The organism is Streptomyces sparsogenes (assembly GCF_001704635.1).
GTDB lineage: Bacteria > Actinomycetota > Actinomycetes > Streptomycetales > Streptomycetaceae > Streptomyces > Streptomyces sparsogenes.
The window spans coordinates 1-14,608 of the sequence record NZ_MAXF01000138.1 but is presented as its reverse complement, the minus strand read 5'-3'; the positions used below and the strand labels follow the sequence as shown (position 1 = coordinate 14,608).

Annotated in this window: 12 protein-coding genes; 4 read left to right on the top strand and 8 right to left on the bottom strand. The window is 73.7% G+C overall.

The features are described 5' to 3' along the window. Positions 1–360: 360 nt before the first annotated feature. Together BBH68_RS29215 and ptsP are read left to right on the top strand one after the other, a co-directional pair. Positions 361–810 carry a PTS sugar transporter subunit IIA gene (locus tag BBH68_RS29215; protein ID WP_065966726.1) on the top strand — a complete coding sequence of 150 codons (450 nt, stop codon included), beginning with the start codon at positions 361–363 and terminating at the stop codon, positions 808–810. Between the two features lie 98 nt (positions 811–908). Further along, positions 909–2,579, top strand: coding sequence for a phosphoenolpyruvate--protein phosphotransferase (ptsP, locus tag BBH68_RS29210; RefSeq protein ID WP_065966725.1), 1,671 nt, complete (start codon positions 909–911; stop codon positions 2,577–2,579). 78 nt (positions 2,580–2,657) lie between these two features. Here the strand turns inward: ptsP and BBH68_RS29205 are convergent, their stop codons facing one another. Beyond that, positions 2,658–3,593: a hypothetical protein gene (locus tag BBH68_RS29205; RefSeq protein ID WP_065966724.1), complete on the bottom strand. Its 936-nt coding sequence runs from the start codon at positions 3,591–3,593 to the stop codon at positions 2,658–2,660. Positions 3,594–3,661: 68 nt separating this feature from the next. Continuing rightward, the gene (locus tag BBH68_RS29200; RefSeq protein ID WP_065966723.1) at positions 3,662–5,677 is read right to left on the bottom strand and encodes an acetoacetate--CoA ligase; all 2,016 of its coding nucleotides are present in this window, start codon (positions 5,675–5,677) and stop codon (positions 3,662–3,664) included. Between the two features lie 196 nt (positions 5,678–5,873). On the opposite strand from BBH68_RS29200, the gene BBH68_RS29195 reads away from it, so the two are divergent. Then, positions 5,874–8,369, top strand: coding sequence for a glycoside hydrolase family 31 protein (locus BBH68_RS29195; RefSeq protein ID WP_065966731.1), 2,496 nt, complete (start codon positions 5,874–5,876; stop codon positions 8,367–8,369). Positions 8,370–8,499: 130 nt separating this feature from the next. After that, positions 8,500–9,339: a M15 family metallopeptidase gene (locus BBH68_RS29190; protein WP_076972093.1), complete on the top strand. Its 840-nt coding sequence runs from the start codon at positions 8,500–8,502 to the stop codon at positions 9,337–9,339. Between the two features lie 37 nt (positions 9,340–9,376). Here BBH68_RS29190 and BBH68_RS29185 read toward each other — a convergent pair whose 3' ends face one another. The 6 genes from BBH68_RS29185 to BBH68_RS29160 all read right to left on the bottom strand — a co-directional run bounded on the left by BBH68_RS29185 (position 9,377) and on the right by BBH68_RS29160 (position 14,598). Continuing rightward, positions 9,377–10,189 (bottom strand): ABC transporter permease, encoded by an 813-nt coding sequence (locus BBH68_RS29185; protein ID WP_065966722.1) that lies wholly within the window; start codon positions 10,187–10,189, stop codon positions 9,377–9,379. A gap of 108 nt (positions 10,190–10,297) precedes the next feature. After that, positions 10,298–11,248, bottom strand: coding sequence for an ABC transporter permease (locus BBH68_RS29180; RefSeq protein ID WP_079151261.1), 951 nt, complete (start codon positions 11,246–11,248; stop codon positions 10,298–10,300). A gap of 1 nt (position 11,249) precedes the next feature. Beyond that, the gene (locus BBH68_RS29175; protein WP_065966721.1) at positions 11,250–12,422 is read right to left on the bottom strand and encodes an ABC transporter substrate-binding protein; all 1,173 of its coding nucleotides are present in this window, start codon (positions 12,420–12,422) and stop codon (positions 11,250–11,252) included. 106 nt (positions 12,423–12,528) lie between these two features. Next, positions 12,529–13,551 (bottom strand): ABC transporter ATP-binding protein, encoded by a 1,023-nt coding sequence (locus tag BBH68_RS29170; RefSeq protein ID WP_065966728.1) that lies wholly within the window; start codon positions 13,549–13,551, stop codon positions 12,529–12,531. 66 nt (positions 13,552–13,617) lie between these two features. After that, positions 13,618–13,899 (bottom strand): metal-sensitive transcriptional regulator, encoded by a 282-nt coding sequence (locus BBH68_RS29165; RefSeq protein ID WP_065966720.1) that lies wholly within the window; start codon positions 13,897–13,899, stop codon positions 13,618–13,620. A 126-nt stretch (positions 13,900–14,025) separates the two neighbouring features. Continuing rightward, a complete protein-coding gene (locus BBH68_RS29160; RefSeq protein ID WP_065966727.1) occupies positions 14,026–14,598 on the bottom strand; it encodes a GTP-binding protein in 573 nt (190 codons plus the stop codon). Positions 14,599–14,608: the final 10 nt, after the last annotated feature.

Genomic DNA, 14,608 nt, shown 5'->3' with positions numbered 1-14,608 from the left:
CCGGGCGCTTCCCTTCGGTGTTTCACACGCTATCAGACCGATTTCGTTTCTCCGAATCCGTGGTTTTCGCAAGCATTGCGGGCATGCGAAAGCCGATCCGAAGATCTGTCGTCAGGTGACTGATGGCGCTGCCTCGACTGGATGTGCCCGCAGTGGACTGCGGCGCTTCATCCGGGGCAGGGATACGACAGTACAGCCCTCGCGCAGCGGTGGCAAATCGATTCGGCGCCCCTGGGTGCCCTTCGGCCTGCACAGCTTGTGCGGAATCCGTAGTTCCTATGACTTACGCTTCTGGGCAGTGCGCTGCCCGGGTCGGGCGGTGACACTGCGTGACGATTCTCCACCCCTGGGAGGCTTCCCATGACCACCGTGACCTCCCCGTTCGCCGGGCGTGTGATCGGACTCGCCGCGGTGCCCGACCCCGTGTTCTCCGGGGCGATGGTCGGTCCCGGGACCGCGGTCGACCCCGTGCTCGAGCCTTCCGTGGCGGTGGCGCCGATCGATGGCGTCGTCGTCTCGCTCCATCCCCATGCGTTCGTCGTGGTCGACGGGGAGGGGCACGGTGTGCTCACCCACCTCGGCATCGACACCGTTCAGCTGGGTGGGGTGGGGTTCGAGGTGCTCATCAACAAGGGCGACACCGTGCGGCGCGGCGACGCGGTGGTGCGGTGGGACCCCGCGGCCGTGGTGGCCGCCGGGAAGTCGCCGGTCTGTCCGGTGGTGGCGCTGGAGGCCACCGCCGAGTCCCTGGTCGACGTCAGTGCCGATGTCGAGGTGAAGTCCGGCGACCTCCTCTTCAGCTGGACATGAGCGTAGGCCCGGTCGGAGCCGGTCCGATCGGCCATCACGGCGAGTAGACAACCACCGCGGCGGGTGAGCCCCGCCGCATCGAACCGGAGACGGGTGCAATGGAGACAACGCTGCGAGGCGTCGGCGTGAGCCACGGGGTGGCGATCGGCGAGGTGCGGCACATGGGGACCGCGGTCCTGGAACCGCCGGCGAAGCAGATCCCGGCGGACGAGGCGCCGCGCGAGCAGGGGCGCGCCCGCCAGGCGGTGGAGGCCGTGGCGGCCGACCTGCTGGCCCGCGGCAATCTCGCGGGCGGCGAGGCGCAGGCCGTGCTCGAGGCGCAGGCCATGATGGCGCAGGACCCGGAGCTGATCGCCGACGTCGAGCGGCGCATCGCGGTGGGCAGCACCGCCGAGCGCGCGGTGTACGACGCGTTCGCCGCGTACCGGGCGCTGCTGGCCGGGGCCGGTGAGTACCTGGCCGGGCGGGTGGCCGACCTCGACGATGTGCGCAACCGGATCGTGGCCCGGCTGCTCGGGGTGCCGATGCCCGGGGTCCCCGACAGCGACCAGCCGTACGTACTGATCGCGCGGGACCTGGCCCCGGCGGACACGGCGCTGCTCGACCCCACCCTGGTGCTCGGCTTCGTCACCGAGGAGGGTGGGCCGACGAGTCACAGCGCGATCCTCGCGCGCGCCTTGGGCGTGCCCGCGGTGGTGGCGCTGCCCCGCGCCGGTGAGCTGGCCGAGGGGACGGTGATCGCTGTGGACGGCAGCACGGGAGAGATCTTCGTGGCCCCAAGTGCGGAGAAGCAGGCCGAGCTGGCCCGGGCCGCGGAGGAGCGCAAGGCGGCGCTGGCCGCGTCCTCCGGTCCGGGCGCCACCTCGGACGGGCACAAGGTGCCGCTGCTGGCGAACATCGGCGGCCCGGCGGATGTGCCGGCGGCCGTGGAGGCCGGCGCGGAGGGCGTGGGGCTGTTCCGCACGGAGTTCCTGTTCCTCGACGACAACACCAAGGCGCCGTCGGAGGAGAAGCAGATCGAGGCGTACCGGAAGGTGCTGGAGGCCTTCCCGGAGGGCCGTGTGGTGGTGCGGGTCCTGGACGCGGGGGCCGACAAGCCGCTGGACTTCCTCACTCCGGCCGACGAGCCCAACCCGGCGCTGGGTGTGCGTGGGCTGCGGACGCTGCTCGACCACCCCGAGGTGCTGCGGACGCAGCTGACGGCGCTGGCCGAGGCCGCGGCGGGGCTGCCGGTGTATCTGGAGGTCATGGCGCCGATGGTGGCCGACCGGATCGACGCGAAGGCCTTCGCCGACGCGTGCCGGGAGGCGGGGCTGCGGGCCAAGTTCGGCGCGATGGTGGAGATTCCGTCCGCCGCGCTGCGGGCGCGCTCGATCCTCCAGGAGGTGGAGTTCCTGTCGCTGGGCACCAATGATCTGGCGCAGTACACCTTCGCCGCGGACCGCCAGGTGGGCGCGGTGTCGCGGCTCCAGGACCCGTGGCAGCCGGCGCTGCTGGACCTGGTGGCGGCTTCGGCCGAGGCCGCGCGAGCCGAGGGCAAGAGCTGCGGCGTGTGCGGGGAGGCCGCGTCGGATCCGCTGCTCGCGTGTGTGCTGACCGGCTTGGGCGTCACCAGCCTGTCGATGGGCGCCGCGGCGATTCCGTATGTGCGCGCCACGCTGGCCAAGCACACGCTCGCCCAGTGCGAGCGGGCGGCCGCCGCGGCTCGCGCGGCGGACACCGCGGAGGACGCGCGCATCGCCGCGCAGGCGGTGCTGTCCGGCGAGTGAGCCGGTGAGCCTGAGCTTTGTTTCGGGGGCGCCCCGTCGCGAGAGTGCGGCGGGGCGCCCCCGTCTCGGGCGTGGGTGTCACTCCCCTTCCGGGTCGGCGGGCTCCTGGCCCTCGGGCTCCGGGTCGTCGGGGCCGGGCAGCGGGAGGCCCGGCCGGTAGTCGACGCCGTGCTCGGGCGGGACGGGCTCGCCGGTGTCCGCGTCGGTGCAGTAGGCGCTGAAGACCTCGGCCTCGCTCAGCGGCCGCAGTCGGCCCTGGTGCAGCGCCCAGCCGCGGACCGTGTCCCGGCCGCGGGGGGCGGTGGTGCGCAGCACGACGCCGCCGGGGCTGCTGGTGGCGATCCCGCAGGCCAGCACCGTGCTGAAGATCAGGGCCTCGGTGCGGTCGACCTCCGCCGGTCCCTGCTCAGCCGCCTGGGCGTGGACCACGGCCACGAGCGGGGCGCCGCTCGCCGGGACGCTGCACACGAGATGGTGGCGGCCCGGGCCGGCCGCCGCGAGCAGCCGGCGCAGCGCGGCCTGGCCGCTGTGGAACGCGGTGCGGCCCGGGTCGTCGGGGCAGCCGCAGCCGGCCGCGCGGGACAGCAGGGCCGTGGCGTACTCCCAGGTGGCCTGCTGCTCGGCGGCGCCGATGAGCCCCTGGACGAGCTGGTCGAGGGGCTGGCCCCGGTAGGTGACGGTGGGGCCGGCGGCGGCGACCTCGGCCGTGTAGCGGGTGCGGGCGGTGGAGGTGTCGGGGTCGAGGTCGGAGTCCGCGCAGAACTCCTCGTACTCGGCCGGGTCGAACAGGGCGACGGCCGTGTGCACGCCCTGGGAGGCGAGGGCCCGCAGCAGCCCCTCCACCTGCCGCAGATACGCTCCGTGGTCGTGGAAGGCGAACGACGCGTAGCGCCGCATGGCCGCGAAGTCCTCCTCGTCCGCCAGCAGCGCGACGGTGCTGGGCGCCTCCCTGCGCAGCGCGCGGCGCGCGCTGCGCTCCCTCCGGTGAGTGCCGCCTGGTGTCGTGTGCGCCATGTCTCCCCCTCAGCGCGGTCGATCAGTGCTCACTCACCGTAACCGAGGGGACTGACAACGCTCCGCCGCTACGGCCGTTCGCGGGCGAGGCGCTCGTAGTAGCGCAGCAGGTCCAGGTCGTCGACCGAGCCGGGGTTGACGGCCTTGTCCAGGGCGGTGCCCTGGAGGAGGCGCTTGACCGGCACCTCGATCCGCTTGCCGGTGAGGGTGTGCGGCACCCCGGGCACCTCGATGATCTCGTCGGGCACGTGGCGCGGGGAGAGGTGTTCGCGGATGGTGCGCTTGATGCGGTCGCGCAGGGCCTCGTCGAGGGTGGCGCCCGGTGCGAGGTGGACGAACAGGGGCATCCAGTAGCCGCCGTCGGGCTGTTCGACGCCGATGACGAGGGATTCGCGGATTTCGGGGAGACGCTCGACGGCCTCGTAGATGTCGGCGGAGCCCATCCGTACGCCCTGTCGGTTGAGCGTCGAGTCGGAGCGGCCGTGGATGACGACGGTGCCGCGGGAGGTGAGGGTGATCCAGTCGCCGTGCCGCCAGACGCCGGGGAACATGTCGAAGTAGCTGTCGCGGTAGCGGCTGCCGTCCGGGTCGTTCCAGAAGCGGATCGGCATGGAGGGCATGGGCTGGGCGACGACGAGCTCGCCGACCTCGTCGAGCACGGGCTCGCCCTGGGGGTTCCAGGCCTGGAGGTCGGTGCCGAGCCCGGGGGCCTGGAGTTCGCCGATGTGGACGGGGAGGGTGGGGACGGCGCCCGCGAAGCAGCTGCACACGTCCGTGCCGCCGCTGACCGAGGCGATCCACACCTCGCCCGTACTGGCGGCGAACTCGTCGTGGATCCAGCGGAAGCCGTCGGGGGGCAGCGGGGACCCGGTGGTGGCGACGCAGGCGACGCGCGAGAGGTCGAAGTCGCGGGCGGGGTGGACCCCGGCCTTGCGGCAGGCCATGACGTAGGCCGCCGAGGTGCCGTAGAGCGTGGCCCCGGTGCGCTCCGCGACCCGCCACTGGGCGGCCGTGTCGGGGTAGCCGGGGCTGCCGTCGTACAGGACGACGGTGGAGCCGACCAGCAGGCCCGACACCAGGAAGTTCCACATCATCCAGCCGGTGGAGGTGTACCAGAAGAACCGGTCGCCGGGGCCCAGGTCGCAGTGCAGGCCCAGTTGCTTGAGGTGCTCGATCAGGATGCCGCCCTGGGACTGGACGATGGCCTTGGGCAGTCCGGTGGTGCCCGAGGAGTAGAGGACCCACAGCGGGTGGTCGAAGGGCACCTGCTCGAAGACCGGTTCCGCGGCCTCGCCCACGAGGGCGTCCCACTCCAGCGCGCCCTCGGGGGCGGGGGTGCCCAGCAGCGGGATGTGGACGACGGCACGCAGGGTCGGCAGCTCGCGGCGCAGTTCGGCGACGGTCTCGGTGCGGTCGTGTTCCTTGCCGCCGTAGCGGTAGCCGTCCACGGTGAACAGGACGACCGGTTCCACCTGCTGGAAGCGGTCCAGGACGCTGCGCGCGCCGAAGTCGGGGGCGCAGGAGGTCCAGACGGCCCCGACGGCGGCGGTGGCCAGGAGCGCGACGGCCGCCTGCGGGATGTTGGGGAGGTAGCCGCTGACCCGGTCGCCGGGGCGCACGCCGAGGCGGCGCAGTTCGGCGGCGACGGCACCGACCTGGCCGCGCAGCTCGGCCCAGCTGACGGGCCGGGGCTCATGGGTCTCGTCGACGTGGAGCAGGGCGGGCTCGGCGGCCCGGGCGGGGTCCTCGGCGGCGCGCAGCGCGTGCTCGGCGTAGTTGAGGGTGGCTCCGGGGAACCACTGGGCACCGGGCATGGTGGCGTCGGCGAGCACGGTGTCATAGGGGGTGGTGAAGCGCACCTCGAACCACTCGGCGACCGCCTGCCAGAAGCGCGCGAGCTCCGTCACGGACCAGCGGTGCAGCGCGGCGTAGCTCGCCGCCGGGTCGCCGGGGTCGGGCGCGGGGGCGCCGTGCCGCTCGGCCGCCCAGGCGTGGAAGCGGGTCAGCCGGGCCCGGGCGATCCGCTCGGGCCCCGGCTGCCACAGGGGTCGCGGCAGGTGGTCTGGCTGCGCTGTGGTGGTCATCTGTCGGCTCCCGGCGGTGCGCGGATACGCGTGTGTGTCGTCCGTAGTGTCGTCCGTGCAGGACGATGCCATGTGATCGACTCCCGCACCAGGGCCGCCACTCCATATCGGGGTGGCGGGGGATGTGCGCGGACCACGGGTGAACGGCAGTTGAACGCCGCACGCACGGGCCGCCGGCAATGGCAAAGTGATCAACATGGATGCGCGTGACCTGGTGCGGTCGGTGAAGGTGGTCGGTACGGCGCGGGGGCTCAGGTCGCTGCGCTCGGCGTGGCGGCGCCGGCGTTCCGACGCGGTCGGACTGCCGCGCCGGGGGCCGGAGCGGGCGCGGGTGCCGGGGCCGGTGCGGGGGGCGGATCCGCAGCCGGGCGGCGGGGTGGTGCGCTTCGCGCGGTCCTCGCTGCGGGTGCGGGTGTCCGCGGGCGGCGCGGTGTTCTGCGGGTGGGACGGCGCCGAGCCGGAGCCCTCGTACGCGCTGGAGGGGCCCTGCCCGGACGCGGACGAGCGGGTGCGTCTGGAGCCGGACACGGACGGCGGCTGGCGGGTGGTCTCCGAGCGGGTGACGGTGGCGGTCTCGCGCACCGGGGCGGTGGAGGTGCGTACGCCGGGCGGGGTGGTGCTGCGGCGGGATCTGCCGCCGCGCTGGTGGGAGCCCGCGGGCGGCCCGGGCGCCGAAGGGGCACCCGGGAACGGCGGGGACGGCGCACCGGGGAACGGCGGGGACGGCCCGCGGGTGAACGGGGCGGACGGCGCTCAGGTGAACGGCGCGGGCCCGGGCGGGGGCGCGGGGGGCCAGGCGGCGCGGTGGGAGCAGCGGTCGCAGGTCGCGGCGGACGCGCGGTTCTTCGGGCTCGGCGGGCGGGCGTCCGGGCCGCGGCTGCGGGACGGCACGTACCGGCTGTGGAACACCGATCCGGGGGGCAGCTTCGAGCCCGGCGACGATCCGCTGTACCTGACCATGCCGGTGCAGCTGGTGGTCGCGGACGCGGGCACCCATCTGGTGTTCCACGACAACTCGTGGGACGGCACGGTCACGCTGCGGGAGGGCGAGGAGGGCGCGGGGTCCGGGCACGACCGGCCGGGCGCCTGCCGGACGCGGATGGAGGGCGGCCCGCTGCGCTACTGGGTGATCGTGGGCCCGCCGGCCCGGGTGCTGCAGGGCTGGGCGGCGCTCACGGGCGCCCCCGCGGTGCCGCCGAGCTGGGCGCTGGGCTACCACCACGCCCGCTGGGGGTTCGGCGACCAGGAGGAGGTGCGGCGGGTGGTGGCGGGCTACCGGGAGCGGGATCTGCCGCTGTCGGCGCTGCACCTGGACATCGACCATCTGGCCGGGCACCGGGTGTTCACGGTGGATACCGCGCGGTTCCCCGATCTGCCGGGGCTGGCGGCGGAGTTGCGCCGGGGCGGGACGCGGCTGGTGTCGATCGTGGATCCGGCGGTGAAGGCGGAGCCGGGCGGCGCGGTGTACGACTCCGGCTCGGCGCAGGACGTGTTCGTGCGGGACTCGCGGGGGCGCGAGGTGCGCGGGGTGGTGTGGCCGGGCGAGGCGGTGTTCCCGGACTTCACCGACCCCCGGGTGCGCAAGTGGTGGGGCGGGCTGTACGCGGAGCGGCTGGAGCAGGGCTTCGCCGGGGTGTGGCACGACATGAACGAGCCGGTGTCGTTCGCGGCCTTCGGCGAGCCGACGCTGCCGCGCTCGGCCCGGCACGCGCTGGAGGGCCGGGGCGGCGACCATCGCGAGGCGCACAACGTCTACGGTCTGGCGATGGCGCGGGCCGGCTACGAGGGGCTGCTGGAGCTGCGGCCCGAGGAGCGCCCCTTCCTGTTCTCCCGCTCGGGGTGGGCGGGGCTGCAGCGGTACGGGGGCAGCTGGTCCGGGGATGTGGCGACCGGGTGGGCGGGGCTGCGCGCCTCGCTGTCCCTGGTGCTGGGGCTCGGCCTGTCGGGGGTGCCGTACTCCGGCCCGGACGTGGGCGGATTCACCGGCAGCCCGTCCCCGGAGCTGTATCTGCGCTGGTTCCAGCTGGCCTCGTATCTGCCGCTGTTCCGCACCCATTCGGCGATCTGGGCGGGGCGGCGGGAGCCGTGGGAGTTCGGGGAGCAGGTGCTCACGCACGCGGCGGCCGCGCTGCGGGAACGGCGGCGGCTGCTGCCGTACTTCGTCACGCTGGCGCACGAGGCCCGGCGCACCGGGGCGCCGTACGCGCGCCCGGTGTGGTGGCGGTGGCCCAAGGACCGGGCGCTGCGCGACTGCGAGGACGCCTTTCTGCTGGGGGACGCGCTGCTGGTGGCGCCGGTGCTGGAGGAGGGCGCGGTGCGGCGGTCGGTGCGGCTGCCGCGCGGCCGCTGGTACGACACGGCGACCGGCCGGGCGTACGAGGGCCCGGGGCGGGTGGTGCTGGACGCACCGCTGTCGCGCGTGCCGGTGCTGGCGCGGGCGGGCGCGGTGGTGCCGGTGGCGGGCGCGGACGGCGGGGTGGAGCTGGAGGTGTGGACTCCGGTGCGGGGCCGTGAGGGCGGCGGGACGCTGGTCCTGGACCCGGGGGACGGGTGGGACGCCCCGGAGACGGTGCGGTTCGCGACACGGCTGCGCGGCGGTGAGGTGGTGGTCGAGCGGGAGGGCGCCGCGGAGCCCGGGTATCCGGTGCGGGTGCACGGTCGGGCGCCCGAGGAGCGGCCGCGGCAGCGATGAGCGGTGGCGCGGTGGCGGTGAGCGGTGGCGGCGGGGCGGTGACGGCCGGCGAGGGCGGCGGGGCGGAAGTGCCGGTCGGGGGCGGTCGGGGCTTGTTCCGGACCCGGCCGTCCTGATATCTGAGGTGGTCATGCCCAGATTCACGCCAAGATTCACCCCGAAGTTCACGCCGGGGTTCACCACCGCGCTGCGCGCGCTCGCCCTGCCCCTCGCCGCACTGCTCGCCGTCTCCGCCCCCGCCCCGGCGCAGGCGCGCGCCGAGCCCAAGGCGCCGAAGGAGTTCGTGGCGCTGAGCGATGTGGACCCGACGATCCTCCAGGAGATCCGCTACTACACGCCGCACAACTTCACCGGCCACCCCGTGGACGGCTACCGGGAGCCGCTGTGCGTGCTGACCCGCCCGGCCGCCGAGGCGCTGCACAAGGCGCAGCGCTCGCTGCTGCGGCGCGGCTACACGCTCAAGGTGTACGACTGCTACCGGCCGCAGCGGGCGGTGAACGACTTCGTTGAGTGGGCCGAGGACCTCGACGACCAGTCGATGAAGGGGGAGTTCTACCCGGACGTCGACAAGACGCGGCTGTTCGAGGACGGTTACATCGCCGAGAAGTCGGGGCACAGCCGGGGCAGCACGCTGGACCTGACCATCGTGAAGCTGCCCGCCGTGCCCACCCGCCCGTATGTGCCGGGCGAGAAGCTGGTGCCGTGCTACGCGCCGAAGGACGAGCGCTTCCCGGACAACTCCGTGGACATGGGCACGGGCTACGACTGCTTCGACACTCTCTCGCACACCCTGGACCCGCGGATCCAGGGGGCGCAGCGGGCGAACCGGCTGCTGCTGAAGGACACGCTGGAGGGCCTCGGCTTCGTGAATCTGGCCGAGGAGTGGTGGCACTACACCTACAAGCCGGAGCTGTTCCCGGACACGTACTTCGACTTCCCGGTCTCGCGCCGGTCGCTGCGCGGCCACTGAGGCCGCCGGCGGCGCGGGGCCCGGTGGGCGGCACGGCTCACAGCCGTCCGCCCGCCGGGTCGGAGGACAGCCGCTGCGCCACGTACACGGGGAGCACGGACAGGGCGACCAGCACGGCGGCGACCACGTTGACGACGGGGGCCTGGTGGGGGCGGGCCAGGTTCTCGTAGATCCAGACGGGCAGGGTGGTGGTGCCGGGCCCGGCGGTGAAGGTGGTCACCACGATCTCGTCGAAGGACAGCGCGAAGGCGAGCAGCCCGCCGGCGAAGAGCGCCGAGCGTACGGCCGGGAAGGTGACGTACCGGAAGGTCTGCCAGGGGCGGGCGCCCAGGTCGGCGGAGGCCTCGGTCATCGAGGGCGAAAGGCGGCGCAGCCGTGCGCCGACGTTGTTGAAGACCACGACGACGCAGAAGGTGGCGTGCCCGACGACCACCGTGAACAGGCCGAAGCCGACGCCGAGGGGGTCCAGGACGGTGCGGAAGGCCGCGTTGAGGGCGATGCCACTGACGATGCCGGGCAGCGCGATGGGGAGCACCAGCAGGAAGGACACGGTGCGTCGGCCGAAGAAGCGGTGGCGGTGGACGGCGAAGGCGGCCATGGTGCCGAGCACCAGGGCGATGGCCGTCGCGGCGAGACCGGCCCGTACGGAGGTGAGCAGCGCCTGGCGGACGCCCTCGCTGTGCAGGGCGGCGCGCCACCACCGGGTGGTCAGGCCGCTGGGCGGCCAGCCGAAGGACCGGTCGGAGTTGACGGAGTTGAGCAGGACCAGCAGCAGGGGCGCGTAGACGACGGCGAGCCCGGCGGCGGTGACGCCGCCGAGGGCGATGCGGGCGGTGCGCGAGAGCCGCACGGGCGGGGGCCTCCTCGGGCGGGTGGTCGGGGGCGGGCACGGGGTCGGGGGCGGGCACGGGGTCGGGGGCGGGCAGGTGGTCGGCGGGGGGCACGGGGTCGGCGGGGGTCAGAGCGAGTCGAGCGCGCCCGCCCGGCGTACGGCGGCCAGGTAGCAGACGATCAGGACGACGGGCACCGCGGAGAGCGCGGCGGCCATGGGCAGATCGAGGGTGACCTGCGAGGCGATGACGTTTCCGATGAGCTGGGTCTTGCCGCCGACGATCTGCACGGTGAGGTAGTCGCCGAGGCTGAGCGAGAAGGTGAAGACCGACCCGGCCAGCAGCGCGGGGCGCGCGGCGGGCAGGACGATCGAGCGCAGGGTGCGCCAGGGCCCGGCGCCGAGGTCGGCGGAGGCCTCCAGCGTCCGCTCGGGGATCCGCTCCAGGGCCGCGTACACCGGAAGGATCATGTACGGCAGCCACAGGTACGCCAGCACGACGACGACGGCGGTGGTGCCGTATCCCGGTCCGTGCAGCCCGAGTGGTGCCAGGGTCCGGTTGAGGACCCCGTCGTGGCCGAGCATGACCCGCCAGGCGTAGGCCTTGACCAGGTAGCCGGCCCACAGCGGGGTGAGCACGGCGACCAGCAGCGGCCGGCGCCACCGGCGGCCGGCGACGCGGGCCATGAAGAAGGCCATGGGCAGGGCGAGGACGGCGTCGATGAGGGTGACGGCGATCGCGATGGACACGGTGCGCAGCGCGATCGTGCGGTAGACGGGGGTGGTCAGCAGCTCGTGGAGGTTGTCGGTGGTCCAGGTGCGGACGACGTCCGACGTGAACGAGTCGGTGGTCCAGAAGGCGGAGACCAGGAGGACGGCGAGGGAGCCGAGATAGGCCAGGGTCAGCCACAGCAGCGGCGGGCCGAGCAGGGCGGCGAGGCGCAGCCGGGCGGCGAGGCGCAGCCGGGCGGCGGCGCGCGGGCCGGGGGCGGGGCGGGCGCCGGGGCTCGGGGCCGGCCTCGGGGGTGGGCCTTCGGCGGGGCCGGGGTCTTGGGCGGGGCGGGCCGTGGGGGCTCGCATCTCAGCCCTTGATCTCGGTCCAGGCCCTGGTCCATTGGGCGTAGTCGGTGCAGGTGGTGTTCTCGCGGCCGTCGAGGCACTGCTTGATGGGGGTGGTCCAGAAGTGGACCCGCCGGTAGTAGCTCTCGTCGTCGGCGTGGTAGACGGCGCAGTGGCGGGGGTCCGCCGTCTCGGCGCACGCCTTGGCGTTGGCGGGGGCCTCGCCGAAGTACTCGGCGACCTGGGCGTTGACCTTCGGGGAGACGATCCAGTCGAGCCATTTGTACGCGCAGTTGGGGTGGGCGGCCTTGGTGGAGACCATCCAGGTGTCGGACCAGCCGGTGGCGCCCTCCTTGGGCATCACGGCCTTGACCGGCGCCTTGTCGGCCTGGGCCAGGTTGGCGATCACCTGCCAGGTGGTGCCGATGACGCTGTCGCCGCTCCTGAAGGCGGTGATCTCCTTCTGGTAGTCGCTCCAGTACTCGCCGATCGCCCGGTGCTGCTTCTTGAGCAGGGCGACGGCGGCGTCGAGCTGGCCGCGGTCCAGGGCGTAGGGGTCCTTGATGCCCAGCGAGGGCTTGGTCTTCATCAGGTAGAGGGCGGCGTCGGCGATGTAGATCGGCGAGTCGTAGGCGGTGACGTGGCCGCTGTGGGCGTCGGCGTCCTCGAAGACGGCGCGCCAGGAGTCGGGGGCGGCGCTGACCTTGTCGGTGCGGTACATGAGGAGGTTGGCGCCCCGGCCGTGCGGAATGCCGTACATCCGGCCGTCCTTGGAGTTGAACGGGCGCATCTTGAGGCCGGGGAAGATGTCCTTGTAGTGGGGCACCAGCTCGGTGTTGACGGGGGCCGCGTCGCCGGAGGCGATGAGGCGCAGGGTGGCGTCGCCGGAGGCGGAGACGGTGTCGTACTGCCCGGTCTTCATGAGCGAGACCATCTCGTCGGAGGTCCCGGCGACCTTGGTGTCGACCCGGCAGCCGGTCTTCTTCTCGAAGGGGTGGACCCAGTCGGCGTCGGGGTCGTTGGAGCCGTCCTCCGCGTAGCCCGCCCACGCGATGATGTTGACCTTGCCCTCGCCCTTGCCGAGCTTCTCCGGGGCCTTCGCCGCCCGGTCGCCGTCGTCCGACCCGCAGGCGGTGACGGCCAGCAGCAGGGCGCACGCCGCGGCCGCGGACCTCCCCGCAGATGTCTTCCGCATCTTGGTCCTCCCCTACGACGTGGGCTGTCCGGGACCTCGCCAGTATCGGCGGCGGGATTCCGCCTCGCCAGAGCGCCTCCGGCGCGCCCGGGCGGGCTCCGCCCCGTCAACTCGGCAGGGGGAAGGCGTCGTCGTGGTCCCACAGCAGCCGGATCTCGGCGTCCGGGCGGACGGAGGGCGGCAGTCCGGCCAGGTTCTGCCGGATCACGGTCAGCCGGTCGTCGTGCGGAAGCGCGATAGTGAAGCGGGTGTGCGCCCCGGCGTGCACGATGTCCGCCACGCGCCCGGTCACGGTCCGCTCCCCCTCGGCGGGCGGCTCGGCGAGGTCCGCCAGGCGGATGCGTTCGGGCCGGATGCTGAAGGTGCCGGGGCGGCCGACCACGCGGCGGGCCGCGGCACCGCGCAGCAGGTTGGTGGTGCCCATGAAGCCCGCGACGAAGGCGGTGGCCGGGCGTTCGTACACCTCCACCGGCGGGCCGATCTGCTCGATCCGGCCGTCCGAGACCACCGCGACGCGGTCGCTCATGGTCAGCGCCTCCTCCTGGTCGTGGGTGACCAGGAGGAAGGTGATGCCGGTGGTGCGCTGGAGCTCCTTCAGCTCGGTCTGCATCCGCCGGCGCAGGCTCAGGTCGAGCGCGCCGAGGGGTTCGTCGAGCAGCAGCACGGCGGGCCGGTCGACCAGGGCGCGGGCCAGGGCGACGCGCTGCCGCTGGCCGCCCGACAGCTCGGCGGGGCGGCGCGGCCCGAAGCCGTCCAGGCGGACCGTGGCGAGCGCCTCGCGGGCCCGGGCGAGCCGCTCCGCCTTGCGCACGCCCCGCACCATCAGGGCGTAGGCGACGTTCTGTTCGACGCTCATGTGGGGGAAGAGCGCGTAGTCCTGGAAGACGGTGCGGACGTCGCGGCGGTGCGGCGGCAGCGCGGTGACCTCGCGGCCGGACAGCTCGACGCGGCCGGTGGTGGGCCGCTCGAAGCCGGCGACCAGCCGCAGCAGGGTGGTCTTGCCGGAGCCGGAGGGGCCGAGGAGGGAGAAGAACTCGCCCCCGGCGAGGGAGAGATCGACCCCGTCCACCGCCCGTACGGCGCCGAAGTCCTTGGTCACGGACACCAGCCGGACCGCCGCTTCCGTCATGGCCACGCCTGCTCCCTTCCCGGGTCGTCGGTGCTCGCTGTGCGCCGCGTCGTGTGCGGGCGCGGGTCAGGCCAGCGACAGGAACAGCTTCTCCAGCCGGGCGCGGGTGTGCTCCCGCGCGTCCGGCCTGCCGCCGTTCTCCTCGGCCAGGCACTGCTGCAGTCCGCCGGCGATGATCGCGAACCCGGCCCGGTCCAGGGCCCTGGACACGGCGGCGAGCTGGGTGACCACCTCCTCGCAGCTCCGGCCCTCCTCGATCATCCTGACGATCCCGGCGATCTGTCCCTGGGCCCGGCGCAGCCGGTTCAGCACTGCGGTCAATTCCTCGGCAGCCAGCTCCAGCTCCACGACCTCTCCTTCCAGATGCCCGACGGGGAGACCTACCCGGCCGGGGAAGATCCGAGACACACCGCGGCCCGCACCCCGGACGGCGGGGTACGGGCCATGTCTCCGGCGCCCCTTCGAGGGAAGGGGCTAGCCCCGGACCGCGGAGGCCATCATCGCGTGTTCGACGACCGAGATCAGCACGCTTTTGACGGATTCCCGCTGCCGCGCGTCGCACAGGACGACCGGCGTGCCCGGGTCGAGGTCGAGCGCGTCGCGCACCGCCTCCTCAGGGAAGCGGGCGGCGCCGTCGAAGCAGTTGACGGCGACGGTGAAGGCGATGCCGCGCCGCTCGAAGTAGTCGACGGCGGCGAAACAGTCCTCCAGCCGCCGGGTGTCGGCGAGGACGACGGCGCCCAGCGCGCCCGTCGCCAGCTCGTCCCACAGGAACCAGAAGCGGTCCTGTCCCGGGGTGCCGAACAGATACAGCACCAGGTTCTCGCGGAGCGTGATGCGCCCGAAGTCCATGGCGACGGTGGTGGTGGTCTTGGTCTCCACCCCGGCGACGTCGTCGACCGGCCGGCCCGCCTCGGTGAGCAGTTCCTCGGTGCGCAGCGGCTTGATCTCGCTGACCGCGCCCACCAGGGTCGTCTTGCCCGCGCCGAATCCGCCCGCCACCAGGATCTTCAGCGTGATCGGGTCAATGACTTCGGAACGGCCCAGGTCAGAGTGC